Annotated in this window: 11 protein-coding genes; 8 read left to right on the top strand and 3 right to left on the bottom strand. The window is 64.1% G+C overall.

The window, feature by feature from the left end; genetic code table 11:
• Nucleotides 1–31: 31 nt before the first annotated feature.
• Complete coding sequence (locus tag J2X98_RS07380; protein ID WP_141941620.1) at nt 32–454, bottom strand: VOC family protein; 423 nt, start codon at nt 452–454, stop codon at nt 32–34.
• Nucleotides 455–470: 16 nt separating this feature from the next.
• Here J2X98_RS07380 and J2X98_RS07375 point away from each other — a divergent pair, with 16 nt between their 5' ends.
• Nucleotides 471–794, top strand: a complete 324-nt coding sequence (locus J2X98_RS07375) for a chorismate mutase (protein ID WP_141941618.1) — start codon at nt 471–473, stop codon at nt 792–794.
• A 19-nt stretch (nt 795–813) separates the two neighbouring features.
• Here J2X98_RS07375 and J2X98_RS07370 read toward each other — a convergent pair whose 3' ends face one another.
• Nucleotides 814–1,203 (bottom strand): hypothetical protein, encoded by a 390-nt coding sequence (locus J2X98_RS07370; protein WP_141941617.1) that lies wholly within the window; start codon nt 1,201–1,203, stop codon nt 814–816.
• A gap of 130 nt (nt 1,204–1,333) precedes the next feature.
• Here J2X98_RS07370 and J2X98_RS07365 point away from each other — a divergent pair, with 130 nt between their 5' ends.
• From J2X98_RS07365 to pdxS, 6 genes are all read left to right on the top strand, one after another.
• Nucleotides 1,334–1,684 carry a DUF6504 family protein gene (locus J2X98_RS07365; protein ID WP_141941615.1) on the top strand — a complete coding sequence of 117 codons (351 nt, stop codon included), beginning with the start codon at nt 1,334–1,336 and terminating at the stop codon, nt 1,682–1,684.
• 12 nt (nt 1,685–1,696) lie between these two features.
• Nucleotides 1,697–5,185 (top strand): DNA polymerase III subunit alpha, encoded by a 3,489-nt coding sequence (locus J2X98_RS07360; RefSeq protein ID WP_307306133.1) that lies wholly within the window; start codon nt 1,697–1,699, stop codon nt 5,183–5,185.
• Between the two features lie 128 nt (nt 5,186–5,313).
• Entirely contained in the window at nt 5,314–7,323 is a 2,010-nt protein-coding gene (gene thrS / locus J2X98_RS07355; protein WP_307306131.1) for a threonine--tRNA ligase, read from the top strand.
• A gap of 18 nt (nt 7,324–7,341) precedes the next feature.
• A complete protein-coding gene (locus tag J2X98_RS07350; protein WP_141941609.1) occupies nt 7,342–7,929 on the top strand; it encodes an HIT family protein in 588 nt (195 codons plus the stop codon).
• Nucleotides 7,919–8,542, top strand: a complete 624-nt coding sequence (gene pgsA / locus J2X98_RS07345) for a phosphatidylinositol phosphate synthase (protein WP_141941607.1) — start codon at nt 7,919–7,921, stop codon at nt 8,540–8,542. The genes J2X98_RS07350 and pgsA overlap by 11 nt, the downstream gene beginning before the upstream one ends.
• Nucleotides 8,543–8,679: 137 nt before the next feature.
• The gene (gene pdxS / locus J2X98_RS07340; RefSeq protein ID WP_307306129.1) at nt 8,680–9,606 is read left to right on the top strand and encodes a pyridoxal 5'-phosphate synthase lyase subunit PdxS; all 927 of its coding nucleotides are present in this window, start codon (nt 8,680–8,682) and stop codon (nt 9,604–9,606) included.
• Nucleotides 9,607–9,874: 268 nt separating this feature from the next.
• Here the strand turns inward: pdxS and J2X98_RS07335 are convergent, their stop codons facing one another.
• Complete coding sequence (locus J2X98_RS07335) at nt 9,875–11,887, bottom strand: M3 family metallopeptidase (RefSeq protein ID WP_307306128.1); 2,013 nt, start codon at nt 11,885–11,887, stop codon at nt 9,875–9,877.
• Between the two features lie 200 nt (nt 11,888–12,087).
• Here J2X98_RS07335 and J2X98_RS07330 point away from each other — a divergent pair, with 200 nt between their 5' ends.
• Nucleotides 12,088–13,413: a ferredoxin reductase family protein gene (locus tag J2X98_RS07330; protein ID WP_307306125.1), complete on the top strand. Its 1,326-nt coding sequence runs from the start codon at nt 12,088–12,090 to the stop codon at nt 13,411–13,413.
• Nucleotides 13,414–13,452 lie beyond the last annotated feature (39 nt).

Below are 13,452 nucleotides of genomic sequence, written 5' to 3'. Positions count from 1 at the left end.
TTCAAGCAGCCCCGCCCGGCGGGGCCGGTCATCACACGGTGACCGTGCCGGCGTCGTCCACTGCCCACGCGGGGTTGTACGCCACTTCCCAGCGGAAGCCGTCGGGATCTGCGAAGTACCCCGTGTAGCCGCCCCACGGCTGGGTGACCGGCTCCGCAATGATGGCAGCGCCTGCTGCCGCCGCCTCTTCCATGACCGTGTCCACCTCTGCAGGGCTTTGACAGTTATGGCTGAGGGTGATGCAGGGAACGCCGGCGGGTGCGTTGGTGAGGGCCTCCGCCTGCATCTGGCGCGCGTCCCACAGTGAAAGCACCAGACCATGGTTCACCTGGATGAAGAGCACCTCCCCGGTAACTTCGCGGTGGACGGGCCAGCCAAGGCCATCGACATAGAAGGCGCGGGAATCCTGGACGCTGCGGACACCGAGGGAGATAAAGTCGACTCTGGGCTGCATGCTTCGATACTGTCAGATGATGGCGACAATTCAAGGAAACGATAGGGATGCCCGGGCCGACAGGGAACAGCTCGCTGCCGTCCGGGTTGCCGTTGACGAGGTGGACGAGCAGATTGTCACCCTCATCGCGCGCCGCGAACGGCTGATCAGGATTGCCGGGACGCTCAAGGGTGATGACGCTGAAGTACGGGCCCCTGGCCGGGTGGAACGCATCATCGAACATGTCCGCTCCGCGGCCGAAAAAAAGGACATCGACCCGGACATTGTGGAGTCAACCTACCGGGCGATGATCTCAGCGTTCATCGAACTTGAACTGAAGATCCACAAAGAAAACAGCTAGCAGATGGGTGGAGGAGGCCCTAAAGGGCTTCCTCCACCGGCACTCCATGCTGGAACTCCCGTCCGTCCGCCTCGCTGAATGCGGACAGCACATGGCTCTGTCCGAGCCCGTTCAAGGCTGTCAGGGGAAAGCTTCCAGTGATGCTGTTTTCCGAATGGGAAACTCCTGCCAGGTCGTAGTCTTCCTCGATTCCCTGGTCACGGTTGAACGAGTAGCAGGCGATGGCCTCCCCGTTCATGAACTCGATGCACAGCCGGCGCTGTAAGGAATAGTCCGGTGAGGCTCCCATCAGGCCCACCACGTAGGCGCCGGATCCCGGAATGGCGCCATCGATATCGAATGTGGCTACCAGCGTGGAGTCCTGGGTCTTGATGCTTGCCTGCTTCAGGAGTGCGTCATCGGTACTCATGCCATCATCCTGCTCCCTGCCGCACGCCCCGTCCACCCCCGGCTATTTTTTACTTCCCACCCGGCGTAGACTGGCTTTATTCGAATACATATTCGAATGCCAGTACAGGAAGCTCGTCCGGGAGGTGTGCATGGGCATGTTCAGCGAATCCGTTGACGTGGTGTGTTCCGCTTCCGGTCAGCCTGAATCTTTGACATGGGCTGGCAGGCCCTACGCTCTCTGCGCAGAACCCGTGCGCTGGTACGAACGCCGGCAGTGGTGGGCTGAGGACAGCAGGGCACCACTGGGAAGCGGGGCAGGTGTGGTGGACCACGAAATCTGGCGGGTCCAGGTCCTGCCTGTCGGCAGGACATCCCGCCCCGGAGCTCCGGAAGACGCCGCCGGAGTGGAACCCCTCACCCTTGACCTGACCCGCCATATCCGAAGCGGCCGCTGGCGCCTGCTGCGGATCCATGACGGTTTACGCCACAGAACTGCTTGAACGCGGAACAGTATGAGTTTCACCCACCTTCACGTCTCCACTGCGTTCAGTGCCCACTACGGCGTCTCCTGGCCAGAGGAACTTGCCATGGCAGCCGCCGCGGACGGCGCTACCGCCCTTGCCTGCACAGACAGGGACGGCCTCTACGGAACCATTAAGCACCTCAAAGCCTGTATGGCTGCGGGCATCGACCCCATCGTTGGGGTGGACCTTGCAGTATTTGACGACGACGGCGATCACCGTACGCAGGTCTCCGGCAGGGTAGTGGTCCTCGCCCGGGGCCACAACAACGGCGCAGGGTACCGGGCGCTCTGCCGGCTGGTGTCCGATGCCCATGCCAGGACCTCAGGGAAAGCAGGGGGAGCGGTACCTGCCGCGGTCACCCGCGCCGAACTCGCTTCCCGTACCCTTGACCCCCAAACCCTTAAACCGGTGCTGACCGTCCTGCTGGGCCCTGACTCAGATGTGGGACGGGCCATGGGTGGACGGCGCTACCTGCGTCCCCGCACCCTGTTCAAACAATGGGTGGACGCAATGCCGGCAGGAACGGTGGTGGCGGAAATCGTCTCCCAGCTCAGTGCACCGGGGACGCCATTCAGCACTGCGCATGCTGTCCGCATGCTCAGGTTGGCCGAGGAACACCACATACCTGCCATCATCACCAACGCTGTGCGGTACTGCGCGGCGGATGGAGCACCCACAGCCGACGTCCTTGACTCTGCACGGACCCTGAAGTCACTGCCGGAACTGGCGGGCGAGCCGCTCCTTCAGCCCACCGGACAGGGATGGCTGAAAACCCGGGAACAGATGCTGGGGCTGGGCAGGGAAATCATTTCCGCTGCAGGGTATGGGGCCGCTGACCTTAAGCAGCTGATGGCACAGACAGAGGCGCTCGCCGACCTCTGCCGCATCGATCCCGTCAACGACATGGGCTGGAAGCAGCCCGTGGTACCGGAGGCATCCGTCATCGGCATCAACCAGGATCCCCACGCCGAACTTATCCAGCGCTGCCAGGCAGGAATCGGCAGGCGTTTCCCTGGCGTCAACGGTATGGCGGAACAGGCAGTACTTGCCCGGCTGGACCATGAGCTGGGGATCATCCACAACCTTGGCTTCTCTTCCTACTTCCTGACGGTGGCTGAGGTTTCCCGGATGATCCAGGATATGGGGGTCAGGGCTGCTGCCAGGGGGTCGGGGGCCTCCAGCCTGGTCAACTACCTGATCGAGGTCAGCCATGTGAACCCGCTCCAGCATGACCTGATTTTTGAACGCTTCCTCTCCAACGACCGCGCCACCCTTCCCGATATTGACATCGACGTCGAAAGCGCTGAGCGCCACAACGTCTACCGCCGGATTTTTGAACGCTTTGGATCCGAGCGGGTCACCCTGATGAGCATGCAGAACGGATACCGGGCACGGGGAGCAGTGCGCGACGCCGGCCTGGCGCTGGGCATGGACGACGACGAAGTGGGGGAGATTGCCAAGCAGTTGTGGCGGTTTTCCGCGCGGAAGTTCCGTGAGGCGCTGCAGGAAAAACCCGAGCTGCGGGAATTTGCGGGCCGGGTTGAGCGGCGCGACACCGATGGGAACCAGCAGTTGGATCTCCTGGTGGACCTGACCGAACGCCTCGACCGGCTCCCAAGGCATATTTCCATGCACCCCTGCGGAGTGATCCTGGGAGATGCCACGCTCCTGGACCGTACCCCGGTCCAGCCAAGCGGCCTGGGACTGCCCATGAGCCAGTTCGATAAACATGACATGGACCCCATGGGAATGCTCAAGCTCGATGTGCTGGGCGTCCGGATGCAAAGTGCCATGGCGTTCGCCGTCCGGGAGATTATCCGGATACACCCCGGCAAAGAGGAAGTGGTGGCGGCAGGCGGCCACCCGCAAGGCCCTGACGGCTCCGGGCCCGACTACATAGCGGCCGATGGCAGGATTGACCTCAATGCTGTTCCCCTCGACGACGAAGCTACCTATGAGCTGATCCGGAGCACCCACACCCTTGGCTGCTTCCAGATAGAATCCCCCGGGCAGCGGGAACTGATCGGCAAGATGGCGCCAAGGGAGTTCAACGACCTCATCATCGACATCTCGCTGTTCCGCCCGGGCCCCATGAAATCGGACATGGTGCGGCCCTTCCTGGAACACCGGCACGGGTTCGCTCCTGAGGTCTATCCCCACCCGGACCTCAAACCGGTGCTTCAGGAAACCCATGGCGTCACGGTCTTCCACGAGCAGATCCTCAAAACCCTGGACACCATGACCGGCTGCGGGCTGGCCAAGGCAGACGAATTCCGCCGGTCGTTGGGAAGCGAGAGCGGTGAAGCGCAGGTAGAGGAATACTTCCGCAGGAACGCCAAAGGGAGGGGATATTCCCCTGACGTGGTGGACAAGGTGTGGGGGACACTGAAGTCCTTCGCCAGTTTCGGCTTCTGCAAGGCCCATGGAGCCGCTTTCGCCGTCCCCACCTACCAGTCGGCATGGCTGAAGGCACATCACCCCGAAGCCTTCCTTGCCGGCTTGTGGGAACACGACCCCGGCATGTACCCAAAACGGCTGTTGGTGGCTGAGGCCCGCCGGCTGGGCATCCCCATCCTTCCCCTGGACATCAACCGGAGCAAAGCCGAATACCGGGTTGAGCGGATAGCGTCCGGACAGGACGCGGGAAAGCTGGGGATCCGGCTCAGCCTCAACGGGATCTACGGGTTGTCTGCTGCCGAATTGAAGCGGATCGTTGCCGGACAGCCTTATGACTCTTTGGCAGACCTCAGGGCGCGCTCGCGGCTCAGCAAGCCAAGCATCAGGCGCCTTGCCCAACTGGGTGCCTTCGACTCCCTGCACCGCGAAGCAGGTGGCCCTGCCAACCGGGCGGACCTGGTGCACCACCTGCAGCAGCTGCAGTCTTCCACCGGGCCCCGCAAAGGTACTGATGTGGTTGACGGACAACTCTCCCTGCCCCTGGGGGACATTGAACTGCGCAACCTCAAACCCGGCCTGCCCGCCCCCACGCTGGTTGAAAACGTCAGGGCAGAACTCGATCTCATGGCCGTCGACGTCAGTACCCACCTAATGGAAAGCCACCGGCCTCTGCTGGAAAAACTGGGTGTCACCACCGCGGATCAGCTCCTCAACCTGCGCAACGGCACGGAAGTGCTGGTGGCAGGCGTGCGGGTGGCAACCCAGACACCCCCCATGCGCGGCGGCAGGAGGGTGGTTTTCATCAGTATCGACGACGGCACCGGCTGCGTGGATTCGGTCTTCTTCCACGAAGCGCAGGAAACCGCCGGTCCGCTCCTGTTCGGGACCCGGCTGCTGCTGATCCGCGGGACTACCCGGAGGACCGGGCCCCGGGGCATCAGCCTGAGCGCAAGCATGGCGTGGGACCTGAGCCGGACGGAGACCCTGCCCTTCCCGGAGTCCGCTGCCGCCGTCGAGGACGTGCCGCATCCCCTGGATGGGATCAGCAGGGCCCTTGCCATCACCGGTTTCAACGGCTGACATCCGTTCGGCACACCCCGTGTGCCGCGTTGGTCGGCCCTGAACCGAACCGATAGCATTGACGGTGGCTGGCTGTGGTCCCCGTATGCCGCAAGCTATGAAGCCTCAACTTTGAATAGGAGACACCCGTGTCAGATGCCCAGCAGATCACCCTTCTCGTCGACGGCGAAGAGACCAAGGTGACTAGCGGGACCACCGGTGCGGAACTCTTCTTTGAGCGCCGTGACGTCGTTGTAGCCCGCGTTAATGGCGAACTGAAGGACCTGGACCAGGAACTCCCCGAAGGCGCCGAAGTGGAGGGTGTCACCATTGAGTCGCCGGACGGCCTGAACGTCCTGCGCCACTCCACCGCCCACGTCATGGCCCAGGCCGTGCAGCAGCTGCGTCCGGACGCCAAACTTGGGATCGGCCCCTACATCACTGATGGCTTCTACTTCGACTTCGACGTCGCCGAGCCGTTCACTCCCGAGGACCTCAAGACCCTCGAAAAGATGATGCAAAAGATCATCAACCAGAACCAGAAGTTTGTCCGCCGCGTGGTCAGCGAGGATGAGGCCCGCGAAGCCATGAAGAACGAGCCCTACAAGCTTGAGCTCCTGGGGAAGAAGAACGATGCCGCCGAGGCCGGGGAAGGCGTCAACGTTGAGGTCGGCGCCGGCGACATCACGATTTACGACAACGTGGAGCGCAAGGAAGGCATCACCGTTTGGTGCGACCTCTGCCGCGGCCCCCACCTGCCCAACACCAAGCTCATCTCCAACGCCTTCGCACTGACCCGCTCGTCGTCGGCCTACTGGCTGGGCAACCAGAAGAACCAGCAGCTGCAGCGCATTTACGGCACCGCCTGGCCTACCAAGGACGCCTTGAAGGCCTACCAGGAGCGGATCGCCGAGGCCGAGCGCCGCGACCACCGCAAGCTGGGCTCTGAACTGGACCTGTTCTCCTTCCCGGATGAACTGGGCTCCGGCCTGCCCGTCTTCCACCCCAAGGGCGGCATCATCCGCAAGGAGATGGAGGACTACTCCCGGCAGCGCCACGTCGAGGCCGGCTACGAGTTCGTCTACACCCCGCACATCACCAAAGGGCACCTCTACGAGGTCTCCGGGCACCTGGACTGGTACAAGGACGGCATGTTCCCCGCCATGCACGTGGACGCCGAACTCAATGATGACGGCACCGTTCGCAAGCCCGGCCAGGACTATTACCTGAAGCCGATGAACTGCCCCATGCACAACCTCATCTTCCGTTCCCGCGGCCGGTCCTACCGTGAACTGCCCCTGCGGCTGTTCGAATTCGGTTCCGTCTACCGCTACGAGAAGTCCGGCGTGGTGCACGGACTCACCCGCGTCCGGGGGATGACACAGGACGACGCCCACATCTACTGCACCCGCGAGCAGATGAAGGACGAGCTCACCAAAACCCTGACCTTCGTCCTGGACCTGCTCAAGGACTACGGGCTTAACGACTTCTACCTGGAGCTGTCCACCAAGGACCCGGAAAAGTACGTGGGCGACGACGCCACCTGGGAGGAGGCCACCAGGACCCTGGCCGAGGTGGCACAGGAGTCCGGGCTGGAGCTGGTGCCGGATCCGGGCGGAGCCGCGTTCTACGGGCCCAAGATTTCCGTGCAGGCCAAGGATGCGCTCGGACGCACCTGGCAGATGTCCACCATCCAGCTGGACTTCAACCTGCCCGAACGCTTCGAACTGGAATTCCAGGCCGCCGACGGCAGCCGCCAGCGGCCCGTCATGATCCACCGTGCACTGTTTGGATCCGTGGAGCGGTTCATGGGCGTCCTCACCGAGCACTACGCCGGAGCATTCCCTGCCTGGCTGGCACCCGTGCAGGTGGTGGGGATCCCGGTGGCGGAGGCCTTCAACGAGTACATGTTCGACGTCGTCGACCAGCTTAAAGCTGCCGGCATCCGCGCCGAGGTGGACACTTCCTCGGACCGGTTCCCCAAGAAGATCCGCACCGCCAGCAAGGACAAGATCCCGTTCGTGCTGATCGCCGGTGGGGACGACGCCGAGGCGGGTGCCGTTTCGTTCCGGTTCCGCGACGGAAGCCAGGACAACGGCGTGCCCGTGGCGGAAGCAGTCAAGCGGATCACCGACGCCGTCCGCAACCGGACCAGCTAGCCGAACGGAATCAGCACAGTGCAGGAGAACACAGGCGCAGGATATCCAGGCGATGACGGCGTTACCGACGACTTTGCCCTCGCCGGTGTCCCGGACGCCTTCCAGCGCCTGTGGACTCCGCACCGCATGGCCTACATCAAGGGCGGCCAGCACCAGTTCAAGAACGAAAACGACTGCCCTTTCTGCGTAGGCCCCAGCCGCACCGACGAAGAGGCGCTCATCGTGCACCGTGGCAGGACCTGCTACGTGGTGCTGAACCTCTTCCCGTACAACCCGGGCCACCTGCTGGTTTGCCCGTACCGGCATATCCCGGATTACACAGACCTCACGGTTGAGGAAACAGCCGAGTTTGCCGACCTGACCCAGACCGCCATGCGCGTCCTGCGCAAAGTGTCCAATCCAGGCGGGTTCAACCTTGGCATGAACCAGGGGGTGGTGGGGGGCGCCGGCATTTCGGCCCACCTGCACCAGCACATCGTTCCACGATGGGGCGGCGACGGAAATTTCTTCCCCATCATCGCCCAGACGAAGGCCATCACCCAGACCCTTGACGAGGTCCGGCAGCAGGTGTCCGACGCGTGGCCCGGGGAGTCGGATGCTGAATAAGCATGCCCGCGGCTTCTTCACCGCGCTGTTTACCCCGCTGGCCCGCTGGCTCCTGAAGATCGGCGTCTCCCCGGATGCGGTGACCATCCTCGGCACTGCCGGCGTGGCTGCTGGAGCCCTCGTCTTCTACCCCCTGGGCCAGCTCTTCTGGGGCACCCTCTTCATTACCGCATTCATATTCTCGGATGTCCTCGACGGGATCATGGCCCGGATGCAGAACGTGAAGAGCCGCTGGGGAAACTTCCTCGACTCAACGCTGGACCGGATCGCCGACGGCGCGTTGTTCGCGGGCGTGTCCGTCTGGTTCTTCACCGGCGGCAGCAACACCCCCATCGCTGTCTCCGCGCTTCTTTGCCTTGTCCTCGGCATGGTTGTCTCGTACGCCAGGGCGAAAGCGGAGTCGCTGGGATTCACCGCCAATGTCGGGATTGCGGAGCGGGCCGAACGCCTGGTCTCCGTCCTGGTGGTGACGGGCCTGACGGGGCTTGGGCTCCCGCCGGTGGTGCTCCTGGTGACGCTGGTTCTGCTGGCAGCCGCGAGCCTTGTCACCGTCGCGCAGCGGGTGGCCTCGGTGCGCCGGCAGGCCCTGGCAGAACCCACCCCGGCTGATTAAGCCTGATTAAGTTCCCCGGGCAACAGGGGACTAGTATATAAGTGCCCGGTCAACGGACCCGGCAATCGGTGCGTGCACGTCCGGCAGCTGCCGCCGCATGCCCGGCGAAGATCATCTGTCTACCCATAGGGGTTTTTGTGTCTACACCTGATGTAAGCAACGAGGCCGGTTCGTCCGCGAACAGCGTCACGGGCAGCAGCCGCGTGAAGCGCGGCATGGCCGAGATGCTCAAGGGCGGCGTCATCATGGACGTCGTCAACGTCGAGCAGGCCCGCATCGCCGAAGACGCCGGTGCCGTGGCGGTCATGGCGCTGGAGCGCGTTCCGGCCGACATCCGCGCCCAGGGCGGCGTGTCCCGCATGTCCGACCCCGACATGATCGACCAGATCATCGACGCCGTGTCCATCCCGGTCATGGCCAAGGCCCGCATCGGCCACTTCGTCGAGGCCCAGGTCCTGCAGTCCCTCGGTGTCGACTACATCGACGAGTCCGAGGTCCTCACCCCGGCCGACTACGTCAACCACATCGACAAGTGGAACTTCAAGGTTCCCTTCGTCTGCGGTGCCACCAACCTCGGTGAGGCCCTGCGCCGCATCAACGAAGGCGCGGCCATGATCCGGTCCAAGGGCGAGGCCGGCACCGGCGACGTCTCCAACGCCACCGGGCACATGCGCAAGATCCGCTCCGAGATCGCCAAGCTGTCCTCCCTGCCCGAGGACGAGCTCTACGTTGCCGCCAAGGAACTGCAGGCCCCGTACGAACTTGTCAAGGAAGTTGCCGCGGCCGGCAAGCTCCCCGTGGTGCTGTTCACCGCAGGCGGCATCGCCACCCCCGCTGACGCCGCCATGATGATGCAGCTCGGCGCCGACGGCGTGTTCGTCGGCTCAGGCATCTTCAAGTCCGGCAACCCTGCCCAGCGCGCCGCCGCCGTCGTCAAGGCCACCACCTTCTACGACGACCCCGACGTCATCGCCAAGGCCTCCCGCGGGCTGGGCGAAGCCATGGTGGGCATCAACGTCGACGAGGTCCCCCAGCCGCACCGACTCGCCGAGCGCGGCTGGTAATCAGCATCTGAAGGGGCGCCTGGCGGCGCTGATCCTCGGCGTGCTATTCCCCGCCTTCCGCTGCCGCCATTTTTGGTGGTGGTTGGGGGCGGGGCCCCTTTTACGCACGCTGCCGGATCAGCACCCACCGTCGTGCTTTTCTTTTTAGTACGACGCCGGTTCCTCACCATTTGTTGGTGGGGGACCGGCATCGTTCTTTTAAATCGATTGCTCCGTAATTGTCGTATTCCGGGCGCTAAACGACAATTACTCAGCAATCGATTGGAGGTTACTCGAGGCCTCGGCGCTTTAGCAGCGGGGCCAGGTCCGCGTCTCGGCCTCTCAGGGCCCGGAAGGACTCCAGGGGGTCCCGGCTGTTGCCGCGGCTGAGGAGCTCCTGGCGGAAGCGTTCGCCGTTGCTTCTGGTGAGTCCGCCGTGCTCCTTGAACCACTCCACCGTGTCCGCGTCGAGGACCTCGCTCCAGATGTAGGAGTAGTACCCCGCCGCATAGCCGGCGCCGGCGAAAATGTGCTGGAAGTAGCCGGTCCGGTAACGCGGCGGGATCAGCGGATGCGCGATGCCTGCCGCTGCGAGGGCCTTTGCTTCGAACTCCAGGGCGTCGTCCGGAATGTTGTCCGGCTCCAGAGTGTGCCAAGCGAGGTCGAGCAGGGCGGCTCCCAGGTACTCGGTGGTTGCGAACCCTTCGCCCCAAAGCGCGGATGCGTCAAGCCGGTCCACGATGTCCTGCGCCAGCGGCTCGCCACTGACATAGTGCCGCGCGTAATTGGACAACACTTCCGGCCACAGGAGCCACATTTCGTTCACCTGGGACGGGTACTCCACGAAATCCCGCGGCACTGCGGTGCCGGAAAAGCGCGGATAGGCCACGTCGGAGAACAGGCCGTGCAGGGCGTGGCCGAACTCGTGGAACAGGGTGCGGACTTCGTCCAGGGTCAGGAGTGCGGGTTCACCTGCCGGCGGTTTGGAGATGTTCAAGGTGTTGATCACCACGGGTTTGGTGCCGAGCAGGGCCGACTGGTCCACGAGCGAGTTCATCCATGCCCCGCCGCGTTTGGATTCACGGGCATAGTAATCGCCCAGGAACAGGCCCAGGCCGCTGCCGTCCCCATTCCGGACCTCCCAGATGCGCACATCCGGGTGATAGGCACGCAGGTCGGTCCGCTCGTGGAAGGTGACTCCATACAGGGACGTGGCGGCAAAGAACACGCCGTCCCTGATGGTCCGGTCCAGTTCAAAGTACGGGCGCAGAGCATGTTCGTCGACGTCGTATTTCTGGCGCCGCACCTTCGCCGAATAGTAGGCCCAGTCCCACGGCTCCAGGGGGTGTCCGGCAACCTCTGCCAGGGCCGCAGCCTCGGCGTCGGCATTTCGGAGGGCAGCCGGTGCAATCCGGTTGAGCATGGTCCGCACCGCCTCGAAGTCCGGTGCCGTCTGGCGGTCCGCCACAAGTTCGGCGTAGTTGTCGAAGCCCAACAACTGGGCCTTCTCCGCCCGAAGTCCGGCCATCTCCCGGGCCAGATCCAGGACATCGAGGCTGCCGCCGCCGCTGCCCCTTGCCACGGACGCTTCAAACAGACGACGGCGGACGTCCCGGTTCCCAAGCGCGGCCAGTGCCGGCTGGTTCCCCGGCTGGATCAGGGTGAGCAGGTACTTGCCGTCGTGCCCGGCGGACCGGGCAGCCTCAGCGGCGGCTGCCACCTCGTCAGCCGGCAGGCCCGCCAGGTCCTGCTCATCCTCGAGCAGCAGTGCCGCGGACTTAATCCCTTCCTTCACCCGCTGACCGAACTCCGTGCCCAACCGGGCCAGTTGCGTGTTGATGGCACGCAGCCGCCCCTGGCCCGGCGCATCCAGCTGGATTCCGGACTGCCGGAACTCCTTAAGGTATTCCTCCACAAGGCGGGCGGATTCCGAGTCGTGGCCCGCGGTATCAATGGCGGCAAAACGATCGAACAGCTGCCTGTTGAGGAATACCTCGTCCTGGTGGGCGGAGAACCTCGGGGAAAGGTCCGATTCGAGTTCCCGGATCTCCGGCGAAGCATCCGCTGACACCAGGGTGAAGAAGGCGGCGGCTGCGCGGTTCAGCAACTGCCCGGACCGTTCCATTGCGAGGGCCGTATTACCGAACGTGGCTGGTTCGCTGTTGCCGACGATGCCCTTGATCTCGTCCAGGTGCGCACCAAGCCCCGCTTCTATCGCTTCGCGGTACTGCTCCACCGTAATCCCCACAAAAGGCGGGAGGGCGTAGGGCACGGGACTGGCGGAAAGAAGGGGGTTCGTCATGGGGTAAACCTTTCACAAGGTGCAACGCTTCTCAATCGTCCAAAAATGCCCGTGTTCCCAGCGTCCATCCCTACAATGGCCGCTATGGGGTCCAGTCCGGGCCGCATTCTGCGCGTCATGCTTGGCAGCGCTGGGGTTGGGCACTGACGAAGGGAGCCAGGTCCATGGCCGAACGCGGCACGAGGTCGGGGAGTGCCTTGGTGGGCTTACCGTTCCGGTGGGTGGGACCCGCCGTCATCCTGGCGCTGGTGGCTGCCTATGGCATCTTTTGGTACCTGGCGCGTCCGGCCAGTGAACCTGTCCTGGGACACGTGGGGCAGTTGTTCGGCGGGGAATCAGTTCTGCTGTACTCAATCGCACTGGTCCTGGTCAGTACCCTTCCACATGTCGAGCCGGTCTTCGGCGGTATCGACCACGCCGCCATCTGGCATCGCAGGGTGGCCATCACCGCAACCGTCCTGCTCCTGCCGCACATAGAAATGGCGTCCAATCCGGAGGCCACCAGCCTCGGAAAGACCCTGGCGGTAGTGGCTATTTGCGGCCTCACGGCCCTGGTGGTGTGGGCCATCCTGCCGCGCTGGCGCACCATGCTTCCGGCGCCTGTCCGCCAGCTGGTGGTCGCCACGCTGCAAACACGGCCGGCCCGGCTGCTGGCCCGCCTGCTGGGTGGCTACGAACGGTGGCGGGGTTTCCATCGGCTCACCGGCCTGTTCCTGGCGGCGGGCTTCCTGCACGGACTGCTCGATGCCAGCGCGTTCGAGGCAGTCCCCGCGCTGCGGTGGAGCTACGTGGCCATCGGCGGAACGGGACTTGCGTTTTACGCCTACCGTGAGTTGCTGGCGCGGCGCTTCCTGCCGCACCACGACTACCAGGTGGCAGCGGTGCGGCCGGTTGCGCCGGACCTGCTGGAGGTTGCACTCCGGCCCCTCGGGCGTCCGTTGGCCTTCAAGCCCGGACAGTTCGCCATGGTCTATCTCGAGACGGCGGATGGCTGGCAGCGGCATCCGTTCTCCATCTCGGGCCCCGCCCCGGAAGGCGGGATCAGCATTACCGTCAAAGCCCTGGGTGACCATACCACCAGGCTCCCCGATGTGGTCCAGCCGGGAATGCCTGCGGTGGTGGGTGGACCCTATGGCCGTTTCGACAGGCATCGCGGCACTGCCCATCAGGTGTGGATTGCCGGTGGCGTGGGCATCACGCCTTTCCTCAGCTGGCTGCGGTCCCTTGACGGGGAACTCCAGGAAGACGTCCACTTATTCGTTACCTCGGCAGGGCAGTCCCCGTTCGCGGACGAGATCACCGCCATCGCCCGGAACCATCCGCGGCTGGCAGTCCATCTTGTTGACACGGGAAGGGATGGGAGGCTGACACCGGAGGCGGTCATCGCGGCGGTGGACACGGAGCCACGCCATCTGTCCGTCTTCATGGGTGGCCCTGACGCCATGCTGCGGCAGTTCCGGAAGGGCTTCCGGGCGGCAGGTGTGCGCCGCGCCAACATCCACCGGGAGTACTTCCAATGGCGGTAGGGCGCCCCTGAAACCGCCTGTTCCTGCGGCCCTTTTGCG

Origin of the sequence: Pseudarthrobacter enclensis (assembly GCF_030811655.1) — a bacterium.
GTDB lineage: Bacteria > Actinomycetota > Actinomycetes > Actinomycetales > Micrococcaceae > Arthrobacter > Arthrobacter enclensis_A.
The sequence above is the reverse complement of the archived record's forward strand: the minus strand, read 5'-3'. Positions and strand labels throughout refer to the sequence as shown.